This is a genomic window from Chromobacterium alticapitis, assembly GCF_002924365.1.
GTDB lineage: Bacteria > Pseudomonadota > Gammaproteobacteria > Burkholderiales > Chromobacteriaceae > Chromobacterium > Chromobacterium alticapitis.
On sequence record NZ_PQWB01000017.1, the window covers coordinates 72,275 to 85,509 of the forward strand.

The 13,235-nt window shown below is 67.5% G+C and carries 10 protein-coding genes; 2 read left to right on the top strand and 8 right to left on the bottom strand.

All coding sequences use genetic code 11. The annotated features are described in order from the left end of the window. Positions 1 to 267: 267 nt before the first annotated feature. The 4 genes from C2I19_RS04230 to hemC are packed head-to-tail and all read right to left on the bottom strand — an operon-like array spanning position 268 to position 4,182. Positions 268 to 1,476, bottom strand: a complete 1,209-nt coding sequence (locus tag C2I19_RS04230) for a heme biosynthesis HemY N-terminal domain-containing protein (RefSeq protein WP_103901470.1) — start codon at positions 1,474 to 1,476, stop codon at positions 268 to 270. Positions 1,477 to 1,479: 3 nt separating this feature from the next. Next, positions 1,480 to 2,517: a uroporphyrinogen-III C-methyltransferase gene (locus tag C2I19_RS04235; RefSeq protein ID WP_103901471.1), complete on the bottom strand. Its 1,038-nt coding sequence runs from the start codon at positions 2,515 to 2,517 to the stop codon at positions 1,480 to 1,482. Further along, positions 2,514 to 3,245, bottom strand: coding sequence for a uroporphyrinogen-III synthase (locus C2I19_RS04240; RefSeq protein WP_103901472.1), 732 nt, complete (start codon positions 3,243 to 3,245; stop codon positions 2,514 to 2,516). The genes C2I19_RS04235 and C2I19_RS04240 overlap by 4 nt, the downstream gene beginning before the upstream one ends. A 7-nt stretch (positions 3,246 to 3,252) precedes the next feature. Further along, the gene (gene hemC / locus C2I19_RS04245) at positions 3,253 to 4,182 is read right to left on the bottom strand and encodes a hydroxymethylbilane synthase (protein WP_103901473.1); all 930 of its coding nucleotides are present in this window, start codon (positions 4,180 to 4,182) and stop codon (positions 3,253 to 3,255) included. A 232-nt stretch (positions 4,183 to 4,414) separates the two neighbouring features. On the opposite strand from hemC, the gene ppc reads away from it, so the two are divergent. Then, positions 4,415 to 7,111 carry a phosphoenolpyruvate carboxylase gene (gene ppc / locus C2I19_RS04250; protein ID WP_103901474.1) on the top strand — a complete coding sequence of 899 codons (2,697 nt, stop codon included), beginning with the start codon at positions 4,415 to 4,417 and terminating at the stop codon, positions 7,109 to 7,111. 90 nt (positions 7,112 to 7,201) lie between these two features. Here ppc and C2I19_RS04255 read toward each other — a convergent pair whose 3' ends face one another. The 4 genes from C2I19_RS04255 to C2I19_RS04270 all read right to left on the bottom strand — a co-directional run bounded on the left by C2I19_RS04255 (position 7,202) and on the right by C2I19_RS04270 (position 12,218). After that, a complete protein-coding gene (locus tag C2I19_RS04255; RefSeq protein WP_103901475.1) occupies positions 7,202 to 8,452 on the bottom strand; it encodes a M28 family metallopeptidase in 1,251 nt (416 codons plus the stop codon). A gap of 89 nt (positions 8,453 to 8,541) precedes the next feature. Continuing rightward, positions 8,542 to 10,017, bottom strand: coding sequence for a M4 family metallopeptidase (locus C2I19_RS04260; RefSeq protein ID WP_103901476.1), 1,476 nt, complete (start codon positions 10,015 to 10,017; stop codon positions 8,542 to 8,544). A 617-nt stretch (positions 10,018 to 10,634) separates the two neighbouring features. Next, complete coding sequence (gene pdxH / locus C2I19_RS04265) at positions 10,635 to 11,276, bottom strand: pyridoxamine 5'-phosphate oxidase (RefSeq protein ID WP_103901477.1); 642 nt, start codon at positions 11,274 to 11,276, stop codon at positions 10,635 to 10,637. Positions 11,277 to 11,300: 24 nt separating this feature from the next. Continuing rightward, the gene (locus tag C2I19_RS04270; RefSeq protein WP_103901754.1) at positions 11,301 to 12,218 is read right to left on the bottom strand and encodes a LysR family transcriptional regulator; all 918 of its coding nucleotides are present in this window, start codon (positions 12,216 to 12,218) and stop codon (positions 11,301 to 11,303) included. Between the two features lie 95 nt (positions 12,219 to 12,313). Here C2I19_RS04270 and C2I19_RS04275 point away from each other — a divergent pair, with 95 nt between their 5' ends. Next, positions 12,314 to 13,231, top strand: coding sequence for a DMT family transporter (locus C2I19_RS04275; protein WP_103901478.1), 918 nt, complete (start codon positions 12,314 to 12,316; stop codon positions 13,229 to 13,231). Positions 13,232 to 13,235: the final 4 nt, after the last annotated feature.

The following is a 13,235-nucleotide window of genomic DNA, read 5'->3' on the forward strand; positions in this document are numbered from 1 at the left end:
GCCGCCGGTCACGGCGGTGGGCAATCGCAACCGGAATGCATGGCTGCTCACGCAACCATGCATATCGGTTGATTCTGGCACAGCTTTGTCCGACAAGCGACATCATTGTCGGACAATGGCGCGCCCTGCGTTCTCGTATGATTTGTCTGCCAGTCCACGTTGGCATGCACGGGCTCCTTGCGGAGCCCGGTTTTTTTTGTCCGCTCGGCATGAAAAATGCCGCCGGCCAAGTGGCGGGCGGCATCGCGGTCGTGGCGGCGGCAGAGCTCAGCAGCCCTGGCTCAGCGCCAGTTCCAGGCTCTTCTGGTAATGCTGCTGCGATAGCTCCTCCTTGCCGGTGGATTCGAACAATCGCGCCAGCTCGGCGTGCGCGCACAGCGTGGGCTGGATGGACGCGCTCGCCTCCAGGTAGGCTTGCGCCTTGCCCCACAGCTGCTGCGCCAGCGCCAGCCGGCCCAGCGCCAGCAACAGCCAGTGGTCGCGCGGGCGCTGCTTCAGCCAGGCGTCGGCATCCTTCAACAGCTCCAGCCGTTTGTCCACGCTGAGGTGGGCGGCCAGCTGGCCCAGTTCGCGCGCCAGTTCCGGCAGCTCCATATCGTCGCCGGCCAGGGCCTCGGCCAGCAGCGTGGCGGCGGCGTCGTAGGCTTGCAGCCGGATCAGATGGGCGACTACCTGCTGCTGCAGCTGCGGATTGCCGCTTTCCGGCGCCGGGATGCGGCGTAGCCAGTCTCGCACCTCGCGCTCGGACAGCAGGCCGGTCAGTTGCTGCTGGTAGGCGGCCAGACGGTAGCGGCGCGCCTGTTCCGGCTCCAGCGCGTCCGCCTTCAATAGCTTCTCGGTCAGGCTGAGCACGGCCTCCGGCTGCTTTTGCAGCAGGCGCACTTTCAGCTCCAGCCGCAGCGCGTTGGTCAAGTTGGGCGACAGCGCGCGCGCGCGCTCAATGGCGGCCAGCGCGCCCAGCGCGTCCTTCTCTTCCAGCCGCAGCTCGGCGTCCAGCATGTGGCGCGCCAGCTGCAGCCGCTCCGGCATCTTGTCCAGCTGGGCGAGATAGCCTTCCCGCTTGTCGGCGGCGCCGGCGTAGCCGGCCGCGCGGGCGGCGATCAGCAGCGCCAGCGCGCGGTTTTCCGGCGCATACTCGTCGTCCAGCGATTTGGCGGCCTCGCGCTCGGCTTTCTGGTAGCGGCCTTCGAAGTAGGCGATGCCGGCTTCGCGCAGCGCGTGGCGGGCGGCCTTCAGCTTTTTCTGGCGCTGGAAGCGCTGCACCTGGCGCGGCAAGTCCGCAGCCAGCGCGAGCAGCCGCAGCGCGAGGTGGGTGGCGACGATCAGCGCCACCACCAGCACGATCATCAGGTTGAACGACACTTCCATCCGGTACGGCGGCAGGAACAGGATGGCGTAGCCGGTATTCAGGGTGGAGGCCAGCCCCACCAGCACGGCCAGCGCGAACAGGCCGGTAATCCACAATGCGAATCTCACCGTTTACTCCCCGCTGTTGCCTTGAGCGTCGCGCACGGCCTTCAGGCTGGCGCTCATGTCAGGCAGGCTGATGTCCAGCGGCGCGCCTTCGAGCTCCGCCAGCGTGGCCAGCCACTGGGTGGTGGCCGCGGCGTCGCGGTCGAAGTAGCGCTGCACGTAGCTGCGCGCGGCGGCGATGTCGGCGGCGTAGGTCTTGCCGTCGCGCTGCAGCAGCGCCAGGCGAGCGTCCAGCAAGCGCATCTTCAAGTTCTCGCGCAGGAAGAAGGCCTGCTCCGGCGACAACAGCAGCGCTTCCGGCTTGTCCATGCGGCGGATGTGCACCAACTCGCCCAGGCTGCCGCTGATTTCGGCGGACAGGCGCTCCCACCACGGGGCGTTGGTCGCCGGCTGCGCCGGCTTGCCGCTTTGCGCGCTGGCGAGGCGATGCGCGTCCACCGCCAGCGGCAGTGTGTCCACGCCCAGCATCAGCCGGTCTATCTTGACCGTCAGGCCGACGTTGTCCAGATAGGGCAGCGCCTTCAGTTTTTCCAGGTCCGAGGCTACGGCCTTCTTCACCGCGATCAGTTGCGGGCGGTCGAACTTGGCCAGCCGCGCGTCCACCATTTCCAGCGCGGAGACGGCGGCGCTGACGTTGCCGGCCAGCTGCAGCTGCTGGCTGGCGATGGCCAGCGAATGCTCGATCTCGGACAGCAGCCAGTCGGTACGGTTCTTGGTCAGTTCCTGGTACATGCCGTTCAGCGTGGCGTACTGGCCGGCCGATTCATTGACGCGGGCCTCCAGCAGGGCCAACTTGCCGTCGGCGGCGCGGGCGGCCAGCATGGCCTGCTCGGCGATGACGCGCTGCTCCTTGCCGGCGCCGCTGCCTTCGGCCAGCCGGCGCGCCAGCTCCTGGCGCATGGCGTCCAGTTGCTGCTGAGTGGAGAAGAACTGCCAGCCGGAAACGCCCAGCGCGACGATCGCCACCAGGATGGCGAGGTTGTGGCGCTTGCGGGAAACGGGCGGCTGGGCCGGGATGGCTTCGTGGATCTGGGATTCGCTCATGGGTGACGACGGAACCATTCTTTGAGGCCGGCGACCAGTGCGGCGTCGTCGGCCCGGGTTGTCACGATGCGCGCCGCGCCGAGGGCGGCCAGGCGTTGGGCAATGCGCGGATGCGGCACGCAGTACAGCAGGCATTGTAGCGCTCCGGTCCGGCGCGGACCAGCCAGTCGGAACAATTGCTCTACCATTTCGCTTGAGGTGATGATGACGGCATCGGGCGGCGCGGCGTCGAAAGCCGCCCAGTCCGGCGCGCCGTCGAGTCGGCGGTAAACCTCGGCGATATCCACCCGCGCGCCGCGTTCGGCCAGCGCGTCGGCGAGCAGCGCGCGGCCGCCCTGGCCGCGCACGATCAGCCAGCGCTGGCCCGAGACAGCGGCCAGCTCGGGCAGCGCCAGCAGCGATTCGCTGTCGCTGCCGGCCGCGGGATGCAACACGGGGCGGCCGGCCAAGTCGGCCAGCCGTTTGGCGCTGGCCGCGCCGACGCAGGCCAAGCGCTTGTCGGCCAAGTCTGCCTGCGCCAGCGTCGGCCAGCCCAAGTCTATGGCGCTGGGGCTGGCCCAGAACAGCGTGTCGGCCCGCGCCGCTCGCGCCGGCAGCGCGGCCAAGGCGTCTGGCAGCGGCTCGATTTCCATCAGCGGCAGGCGTTCGGCCTGCCAGCCCTCGGCGCGCAGCTTGTCCAGCAGTCCGGCGCACTGCGCCAGCGGACGGGCGGCGAGGACGCGCTTCATCGCCGGCTCAGCGAGGATCGGCCAGCACCGCCTCTATCAGCGGGCGGGCGCCGTCGTCTATCAGCTTCTTGGCTACGGCGCGGCCCAGCGCCTCGGCGTAGTCGGCCGGCGCGCTGGCGCTGGCGGTCAGCACCACCGAGCCGTCCGGATGCGCCACCAGGCCGCCCAAGGTCAGCGTGCCCTCGCTCAGGGTGGCGAAGGCGCCCAGCGGCACCTGGCAGCTGCCGCCCAGCTCCTTGGCCAGCGCGCGCTCGGCGGCGGTGCAGGCGCGGGTGGCCGGGTCGTTCAGCGGCGTCAGCAGCGCGGAGAGGTCGGCCCGGTCCGCGCGGATTTCTATGCCCAGCGCGCCTTGGCCGGCGGCCGGCAGGCTTTCCGACGGCGCCAGCTCGCTCTGGATGCGCTCGGCCAGGCCTAGCCGTTTCAGGCCGGCGGCGGCCAGGATGATGGCGTCGAATTCGCCGTCGTCCAGTTTTCTGAGGCGGGTTTGCACATTGCCGCGCAGCGGCTTCACCGTCAGTTGCGGGTAGCGCGCGCGCAGTTGGGCCTCGCGGCGCAGGCTGGAGGTGCCCACCACGCTGCCGGCCGGCAGTTCGGACAGGCTGTGGTAGCGGTTGGAGACGAAGGCGTCGCGGGGGTCTTCGCGCTCGCATACCGCGGCCAGCGCGAAGCCGTCCGGCAGCGTCATCGGCACGTCCTTCAGCGAGTGCACGGCCAGGTCGGCGCGGCCGTCCAGCAGCGCTTGCTCGAGCTCCTTCACGAACAGGCCCTTGCCGCCTATCTTGGACAGCGTCTTGTCCAGGATCTGGTCGCCCTGGGTGGTCATGCCGAGGATGTCCACGGTCAGGTGCGGGTACAGCGCTTGCAGCCGGGCCTGGATGTGTTCGGCCTGCCACATGGCCAGCCGGCTCTCGCGGCTGGCGATGACGATCTTGTCCATGAAAGCGGATTTCCTTGCAGTTGATGGGCGGAATTCTACCACGCGGCCGTCATGGACTTGTTCCACGTGTTGCTGCAATGCGGCAAGATCAAGGCGAAGCGCGGAAAAATGGCGTAGCGTGACCACTACGGCGCGCAAGCTGCTTATGATGAATGTTTGCCCATGACCAGTGAGGCATGGCCATGGCCGCCGTGGCCATGCCTGACGAGTCAAAAACAGGGACGACAATAATATGCACGATCAAGACAAGGATTTGCCGCTGCGGGCCGACCTGGCCTGCCTGGACCGGCTGCTGGCCGAAGTGGTCAACGAGCAGGAGGGCGCGCTGGTGTCCGGCGCGGTGCAGGCCGTGGCGCTGCGCCGCGGCGACGAGCGCAGCCATCCGCTGCCGCAGCTGGCGCCGCAGGCGGCGGCCTCGCTGCTGCGCGCCTGCGGCTTGTACGCCCAGCTGTTCAACATCGCCGAGGATTTGCACCACAACCGCCGCCGCCGCGCCCACCAGCAGGCAGGCTCCGCGCCGCAGCAGGGCAGCCTGGGCCGCGCGCTGGCCAAGCTGCGCCAGGACGGCGTCAGCTTCCACGCGCTGCATCAGATGCTGAGCCATGCCCAGGTGGGCGCCATCCTGACCGCTCACCCGACCGAGGTGCAGCGGCAGAGCGTGCTGGACGGCCAGCGCGCGGTGCGCCGTTTCCTATCGCAGCTGAACGCGCCGGACCTGACGCCGGAGGAGCGCGAGGAGCTGGAGGCCAAGCTGAAGCGCGTGATCCTGGCGCTGTGGCAGACTTCGGAAATCCGCCATTTCAAGATGACGGTGCGCGATGAAATCAGCAACGGCGTGGCCTACCACCCCTTGGCCTTCTTCGAGGCGCTGCCGGCGCTGTACCAGCGCCTGGAGCGCGAGATCGGCCAGCTGTGGGAAGAAAAGCCCAATCTGCCGTCCTTCATCCGCGTCGGCAGCTGGATAGGCGGCGACCGCGACGGCAATCCGAATGTCGACGCCGGCCTGCTGCGCCACGCGGTGACGCGCCAGGCGCAACAGGCTTTCGAATACTATCTGCAGGAGCTGAAGAGCCTGTACCGCGAGCTGTCGCTGTCGTCGCGGCTGGTGGAGGCCGGTCCCGAGGTGATGGCGCTGGCGGACAATTCGCCGGACGCGGCGGTGAGCCGCGCCGAGGAGCCCTACCGCCGCGCGCTGGCGACGATACAAGGCAAGCTGCGCGCCAGCGCCCGGGCGCGCGGCGTGGAGCTGGCCTGTCGCTGGGACGAGCGCGAACCTTATCGCGACCACCACGGCCTGGCGCGCGATCTGGCCGCGCTGTCGGCCTCGCTGCGCGCCCATGGCAGCGCGCTGCTGACCGAGGGCCGGCTGTCGCGGCTGATCCGCGCCGTGGACGTGTTCGGCTTTTTCCTGATGCCGCTGGACCTGCGCCAGCACGCGGCGGTGCATGAAGGCGTGGTGGCCGAACTGTTCAGCGCCGCCGGCCTGGAGGAATACCAGGCGCTGGACGAGGCGGCGCGCGTGCGGGTGCTGAGCCGCGAGCTGGCCACGCCGCGCCTGCTGTTCTCGCCGTATCTGCGTTACGGCGAGCAGGCCGAGAAGGAGCTGGCCATCTTCCGCGAGGCGGCGGCGATCCAGCGCGAGTTCGGCGTCGAGGCCATAGGCCAGTGCATCATTTCCAATTGCGCCAGCGTCAGCGACATCCTGGCCCTGGCCCTGCTGTGCAAGGAAGCCGGCCTGATCCGGCTGGACAAGGGCGAGCCGCGCGCCAGCGTCAACCTGGTGCCGCTGTTTGAAACCATCGCCGATCTGGAAAACAGCGAGGCGGTGATGCGCGCCCTGTTCGCCCTGCCCTGGTACAAGCAGCTGCTGGACAGCCGCCAGCGGGTACAGGAGGTGATGCTGGGCTATTCCGACAGCAATAAGGACGGCGGCTATCTGACCAGCCAGTGGCAGTTGTACCAGGCGGAAACCCGCCTGGTGAAGGTATTCGCCGACGCCGGCGCGCGGCTGCAGCTGTTTCATGGCCGCGGCGGCTCGGTGGGCCGCGGCGGCGGCCCGTCCTACGAGGCCATCGTGGCTCAGCCGGCCGGCAGCGTGGCGGGCCGCATCCGCATTACCGAGCAGGGCGAGGTCATCACCGCCAAGTATACCGATCCGGCCATCGCCGGCCGCAACCTGGAGGCGCTAGTGGCGGCCACGCTGGAAGCCAGCCTGGGCCACCCGGCGGGCGGCGAGATAGATGGCGCGCTGCTGGACGAATTGTCGACCAGCGCCTTCGCCGCCTACCGCGCGCTGGTGGAGACGCCGGGCTTCATGCAGTACTTCCTGGAGGCGACGCCGGTGACGGCCATCGCCCGGCTCAATATCGGTAGCCGGCCGGCTTCGCGCAAGAGCCTGGCTTCCATAGGCGATCTGCGCGCCATTCCGTGGGTGTTCTCGTGGTCGCAGTCGCGGCTGATGTTGCCGGGCTGGTTCGGGGTGGGTTCGGCGGTGGCGGCCTATGTGCAAAAGCATGGCGACGCGGGCCTGGCCAGGCTGCAGCATCTGTACCGCCATTCGCCGTTCTTCCAGGTGATGCTGTCCAATATGGAACAGGTGCTGGCCAAGGCCGACCTGGGCATCGCCCGCCGCTTCTCCGAGCTGGTGGCGGACCGCGAGCTGGCGGCGCGCCTGTTCGGCCTCATCGAGGGCGAATGGCAGAAGACCCACGACGCCTTCTTCGCCATCACCGGCCAGCATGAGCTGCTGGAGGGCAACCCGACGCTGCGCCGCAGCCTGGAGTCTCGCCTGCCCTTCCTCGACGCGCTGGGCTTGTTGCAGGCGGACCTGCTGGCGCGGTTGCGCGCCGAGCCGGACGACGAGGACACGCTGTACGCCATTCACTTGACCATCAACGGCACCGCCGCCGGTCTGCGCAACACGGGCTAAGCGGCAAAAAGAGCGCGGGCCGGCCGGGAGGCCGGCGCCGCGCGGAGACAACCGTCGCGGCTGGAGCGTCGCCGCGGCGGGACACGGGACTCAGCGAGCCTTGGCCGCCGGGCCGTCGCTGCCCAGTTCCACCGCGTAAGCCAGCGCCAGCTGCGAGAACTTCAGCGCGTGCCTGGCCTGGTTGCCGGAACTGGCCAGGGTGTCGTTGCGGCTGTGGATATAGGGATTGGAGTTGTCAAAGCTGGACTCGAAGGGGAAGGACGCCGCATAGCCTTGCGCGTTCCACGAGGCGTGGTCCGAGCAGGCGTAGCCGCACTGGCTGTAGCCGAGCTTCAGGCTGGGCAGATAGGCCTTGGCCAGATTGGCCAGGAAACCGTTCTGCGCGGCGTTGGTGTAGTCGGTGAACAGAAAGATGTCCTCGGCGTCGCCCTGGTAGTTGGTCATGTCCAGCTGCAGCGCGCCCACCACCTTGGTTTGTTGCTGCTTGAAGCGTTTGGCGATGTCGGCCGAGCCGCGCAGGCCCACTTCCTCCGCCGCGTAGGCCATGAACTTGATGGTGCGGCGCGGTTGGTAGTTGCCGGCCAGCAGCACGCGCGCCACCTCGGTCAGGCTGGCCACGCCGGAGGCGTCGTCGTCGGCGCCCGGCGCGCGGCTGCTCTCGCCGGTGCCGCTGCCTATGGTTGAGTCCAGATGGCCGCCCAGCACGATGGTTTCCGCCGCGTTGTCCGTGCCCTTGATGGTCAGAATCACCGATTTCTGCGGCCAATTGGCGTGGCTGAATTGCTCGACGGTGACGTCGGCGCGGTTGCCGGCCAGCTGTTTCCACTGGCTGGCGATCCAGTTGGACGCGTTGACGCCGTGGCTGGTGGTGTAGAAGCGGTTCTGGTAGTTGGATAGCGACTGTATGGTGCCGAGGATGTTGCTGTCCTGCAGCTGCGGCAGCAGCTTGTTCACTGCGGCCTGGTTGTCTATCGCGTAGCTCGGCGCGGCCAGGGCCGCCAGCGGGGCGGCCGGGCCGGCCAGCGCGGCGCGGGCTTCTTTCAAGCTGCCATGCACGATGTAGCCGCCGCAATGGCGCAGATTCTCGTGGATGGCGTCGGACAGTTTGGGCAGCAGCGCTTCGTCCACTTTGACCAGATGCACGGTTTCGCCAGCGGCGGCGCCCTTGGCGAGGCGGCCGTCCGCCGCGAGCTTGCGGCTTTCCTGGCTTTGGACGGCGCCGTCCAGCTGGCGCAGCAACTGGTAGCCTTGATCGCCCACCGAAATCCAGACCGGCTGGGCCTGAGCCGCGCCGGCCAGTCCCAACAGGACCAGCGCGGCGGTTTGACGCAGTTTCAACATGTGAGGCACTCCCGAGCGAAGGCCGGCGCCCGCGGCGCCGGCCTGGAGGATTCAGACGCGGCCCCGTGCGGGGCCGCTCCAGGCGGGACTTACTGGCAAGTCACGCCGACGGCGCTGAAAGCCTTGGTGACGTCGGCGCTGCTGTAGCCGCGCGCGTCCGCTGCCTTGGCCACGCCGCAAGCGGCGCTGTTGTAGGTGGCGTTGGCGGTCCAGTACAGGCGGTTGGCGTCGACGAAGACTTCAAACGCCTTGCGGGTGTTCCAGTTCGGGCTGGTGGCGATCAGGTAGAACGCCTTGTTGTACACGCCGCTGGAGTAGTGCACGTCCAGGCCGTCGTAGTAGTCCTTGGCGTTGCCGATGGAGCTGCCGTCCTTGGTCGGGTCGGCGAAGTAGCGCAGCGCGCCGGTCTTCTTGAAGATTTCCGCGCCGACCAGGAAGTCGTTCTTGCCCTTCATGTAGTACTCGGCGGCCTCGCCGGCCATGTCGGAGAACGCCTCGTTGATGCCGCCGGACTGGCCGTCATACACCAGGCCGGAGTTCTGCTCGGTGAAGCCGTGGCTGACTTCGTGGGCCGACACGTCCAGCGAGACCAGCGGGAAGAAGGTGCTGGCGCCGTCGCCGAAGTGCATGGCGCTGCCGTCCCAGAACGCGTTTTCGTAGTTGCGGCCGTAGTGCACCTTCATGTACAGCTTCTGGTTGATCGGGCGCAGGCCGAACCAGTCCTTGTACAGGTTGAACACCACGTTGCCGAAATAGTGCGCGTCGTTCAGCGGCGAGTAGGCGCCGTTGGTCAGCTTGTAGGTGTTGGTCGGGCAGGCGAACTTGTACGGGGTGGTGCTGGTGCCGGTGCCGCCGGCCAGGTTCACGGTGATCACGTTGCCGCTGTCCATCTTGCAATCGCTGGTGACGATCAGCGGGCCGTAGTCCGTGCCGTAGAGGTACTTGCCAGTCTTGGTATTGCCGCCGGGGCCATTGGCCTCGGCATGGCTCAGGCCTTCCCATTGTTTCAGCACCTGGCCGTTGTTGGCGTCGATGATGAAGCTCGGACGGCTGGGTTCCTTGCCGTTGTCGACGACGAAGGACACCAGGTAGACCAGTTGGGCGACGTTGCGCTCATTCAGGCGCACCACCAGCTCGGTCTTCTCGTTGTAGGTGGAATGGCCATTGGCCTTCAGCGATTTGGCCTGGGTCAGCGCCTGTTCGCGGCTCAACGCGGGCTTGGCCGAGGCCAGGTCGGACTGGATGCCGGCGATGTAGTGGCCGGTCAACTTGCCCGGAACGGCTTTCAGCGCGGCGGCCGATTTTTCTTCGACCACGGCCTCGCCCCATACCGGCACGCCCTGATAGAACTGCTGGTAGCGGGTCACCACCTTGCCGGTGGGGAACTGGGTGCTGCGCAGGGGCTTCAGGTCGGCCTGGTTGACGCCGGTGAACGCCGCGGCGCTGTCGGCTTGCAGTTTGCCCATTTTTTCCAGGTCTATGCGTTCGGCGGCCATGGCGGCGGCGCTGAAGACAGCCAGGGCGGACAGGACCAGACCACGCAGCATCAGTTGCTGTTTTCTCATCACGTAACTCCAAATGTAGACATGGCGAGGCGGGGTGCGCCTCGCGATACGCCGTCGGCGGATGGCCGGCGGCTACGGGCAGCGGGACGGGGCCGGACGGGTTGTCGTTCTCCCGGCGCGGGAGAAAAGGAGAAGGATTAGGCTGAGCCAAATTGAGCCGCCGGTCGTCTGTCGCGGCCGTGCGCATGGCTCCGCGGCATCTTTCGCCACCCGGTTGTGCAGGTCCGGGCCGCGTCTGCGCGGCAGCCTTGGGAGAGAGGGGATCGGCCGGCGCCCTGCCAGGCGGTCGGCTCGATCGGGACAAAAGGTAAAGCTAGTATCCTGACCCGTTCAATCCCAAATGCATAAGTTAGGTATTGGATTTTTCAGCTGGAGATGCATCTGATCTTTGGGGCAGTTGTGCATGCCTATGTATGGCTTGATTGAGCGGGATCTATTGCCTGGCAAGGCATCCCATGGTTGGCGAGTGGTGGTGGCTAAATGGAAATTAACGAATAATTCGCATTTCGTTTCTATTACGGGCAATTTTTTGTAAAAATATGACACTGGCCGGTCGGGTGGCGGAGAGCCGGGGCAGGACTGGCTGTCGCCGGCCCTGCATGGTGGACATCCGGATGTCAGGGCGCCAGCCGGGACAGCAGCCAGCCGCCGTTTTCGCGCAGCGCGTACTGCACGCGGTCATGCAGGCGGCTGGGGCGGCCCTGCCAGAATTCCACCCGGTCCGGCACCACGGCGTAGCCGCCCCAGTGCGGCGGGCGCGGCACGTTGATCGGATGGCGGGCGCCGTACATCGCGGCGCGCGTCACCAGCACGGCCTTGGAGGAGATTTCGCTGCTCTGCTCGCTGGCCCAGGCGCCCAGGCGGCTGGTGTAGGGCCGGCTGGCGAAATAGGCGTCGGACACCTCGGGGGCCACGCGGCAGGCCTTGCCCTCGATGCGCACCTGGCGTTCCAGCTCCGGCCAGAAGAAGGTGATCGCCACATAGGGGTTGGCGTCCAGCGCCTGTCCCTTGCGGCTCAGGTAATTGGTGTAGAACAGCAGCTGTCCTTCCTCCACGCCCTTGAGCAGCACGATGCGCGAAGAGGGGCGGCCATCGGCGCCGACCGCGGCCAGATTCATGGCGGTGGGCTCGTGCACTTGGGCGGAGATGGCTTCGTTGAGCCAGATTTCAAACTGGGCGACCGGGTCAGGCAGGCAGTCTTCGGGCGACAGTTCTTTTTTCGAGTATTCCAAGCGGATGTCGGCAAGGTTCAGCGTCATGAATTCCTCCTTAGGCTGACCATCTTAGTGCATCGCGCCGCGGGCTGGAATGGACGGCGCTTGCGCCGGCGCAAGCGCGGCGTCGCCGGCCGGTCGCAGCGTGTCCAGCAAGGCGTCCAGCGCGGGGTGGCGCACGCCGCGGCGCCGCACCAGCATGGTCCGGGATAGCCGCAAATCGTCCGGCAGCGGATGGATCGACACCTGGGCCGCCAGCAGCGGCATGCTGTCCAGCAGGCTCTGCGGCAACATGGCCAGGCCCATGCCGCAGGCGACGCAACCGAGCATGGCGTGGTAGGAGCCCATTTCCACGATGCGGCGCGGCTGCAGGCCTTGCTCTTGTAGCCAGAATTCCAGCCGCTGGCGGTAGGCGCAACCGTTGCCGAAGGCCAGCAAGGTGGAGTCGGCCAGCCGCTCCAGCGTCAGAGCGTCGCGGCCGGCAGCGGCGATCAGCACCATGGTTTCCTCGAATACCGGGACTTCCTCCAGCCGTTCGTCGCCGAAGGCGCCGCTGACCAGCGCCGCGTCCAGCTTGCCTTCGCGCACGGCGAGAATCAGGTCGCGGGAGACGCCGGTTTGCAGTTCCAGCTGCACTTCGGGATAGCGGCGGTGATAGGCGGCGAGAGGCGGGGCCAATCGGGCGCCCGCCGTGCTTTCCATCGACCCCAGGCGCAGCCGCCCGCGCGGCTCGCCGTCGGCCACGGCCTGGCCGGCCTCCTCGGACAGCGCCAGCAGGCGCTCGGCGTAGTCGCCCAGCCGCCAGGCGGCGTCGGTGGGGATCAGCCGCTTGCCCTCGCGCAGGAACAGCGCCACGCCCAGCTTGTCCTCGAGCTGGCGCAGCCGCGTGGTGACGTTGGATTGCACGCGATGCAGCCGCTGGGCGGCGCGGGTGACGCTTTCCTCCTGCAGCACAGCCTGGAAGATGCGCAGTTCGTCTAGCTCCATCATTCTCTCTTTGTGATGATTTTTATCATAATAATTCATTTTTAAAGAATGATGGCGCGGGCTAGCATCGGTTTATCCACCATCGGAGAACCGATATGTCTGCTGACTCTCTGCGTCAAGGCTATTTGGCGGCTTTCGGCGCCGTCGCCATCTGGACCGGCTTCAACATCGTGTCGCGCATCGCCGGCAAAGGCGCGCTGGCCGGCACTGACGTGCTGGCGCTGCGCGTGGGCACCGCCGCGCTGGTCTTGCTGTTTGCCGGCGGCCTGCCGGCCGGCTCGCTGCGCGACGCCAGAATCTGGCTATTGACCGCGCTGGGCGGCCTCGGCGTCAGCATTTTCGCTTATTGCGGATTCAAATACGCGCCGGCGGCGCATGGCGGGCTGCTGTTGCCCGGCTTGCAGCCTTTCCTGGCGGCGGTGTTCGCCTGGCTGTTCGCCGGCGAATCGCTGCAGCGTCATAAGCTGCGGGGATTCGCCTTGATCGCGCTGGGGCTTCTCATCAGCGCCATACCCATGTTCGGCGAAGCCGGCGGCCATGCCTTGCCCGGCGACGCGCTGCTGTTGCTGGCGTCGCTGAGCTGGGCCAGCTTTGGCGTGTTGGCGCGGCGCTGGGGCTTCCAGCCCTGGCCGCTGACCCGCGCCATCACCATCATGGCCGCGATGTTGTATTTGCCGATTTATGTCCTGCTGTTGCCCAAGCATCTGGCGGAGGCGCCGTGGGGCGCGCTGGTGTTCCAGGCCTTGTACCAGGGCGCGGGCGCGGCCATCTGCGCCATGCTGCTGTATCTGCGCGCCAGCGCCATCCTGGGCACGGTTCGCGTCAGCGCCCTGTTCGCGCTGATTCCCATTTTGGCGGGCTTGCTGGCGGTGCCGATTCTGGGCGAAGCGCTGACCGGCTACCTGGCGGTGGGCTTGGTTTGCGTCAGCCTGGGCGCTTGGCTGGCGGCGCGCGGCGCGGGGAGGGCGACGAGAGCGGTGACTCCCAAGGCGGCCATTTGCCAGATGCGTTGATGGG

What these genes read in the sequence shown, in the direction of transcription:
- C2I19_RS04235 (WP_103901471.1), bottom strand. Translation starts at nt 2,517, where the DNA reads ATGAGCGAATCCCAGATCCACGAAGCCATCCCGGCCCAGCCGCCCGTT.
- C2I19_RS04240 (WP_103901472.1), bottom strand. Translation starts at nt 3,245, where the DNA reads ATGAAGCGCGTCCTCGCCGCCCGTCCGCTGGCGCAGTGCGCCGGACTG.
- hemC (WP_103901473.1), bottom strand. Translation starts at nt 4,182, where the DNA reads ATGGACAAGATCGTCATCGCCAGCCGCGAGAGCCGGCTGGCCATGTGG.
- ppc (WP_103901474.1), top strand. Translation starts at nt 4,415, where the DNA reads ATGCACGATCAAGACAAGGATTTGCCGCTGCGGGCCGACCTGGCCTGC.
- C2I19_RS04255 (WP_103901475.1), bottom strand. Translation starts at nt 8,452, where the DNA reads ATGTTGAAACTGCGTCAAACCGCCGCGCTGGTCCTGTTGGGACTGGCC.
- C2I19_RS04260 (WP_103901476.1), bottom strand. Translation starts at nt 10,017, where the DNA reads ATGAGAAAACAGCAACTGATGCTGCGTGGTCTGGTCCTGTCCGCCCTG.
- pdxH (WP_103901477.1), bottom strand. Translation starts at nt 11,276, where the DNA reads ATGACGCTGAACCTTGCCGACATCCGCTTGGAATACTCGAAAAAAGAA.
- C2I19_RS04270 (WP_103901754.1), bottom strand. Translation starts at nt 12,218, where the DNA reads ATGGAGCTAGACGAACTGCGCATCTTCCAGGCTGTGCTGCAGGAGGAA.
- C2I19_RS04275 (WP_103901478.1), top strand. Translation starts at nt 12,314, where the DNA reads ATGTCTGCTGACTCTCTGCGTCAAGGCTATTTGGCGGCTTTCGGCGCC.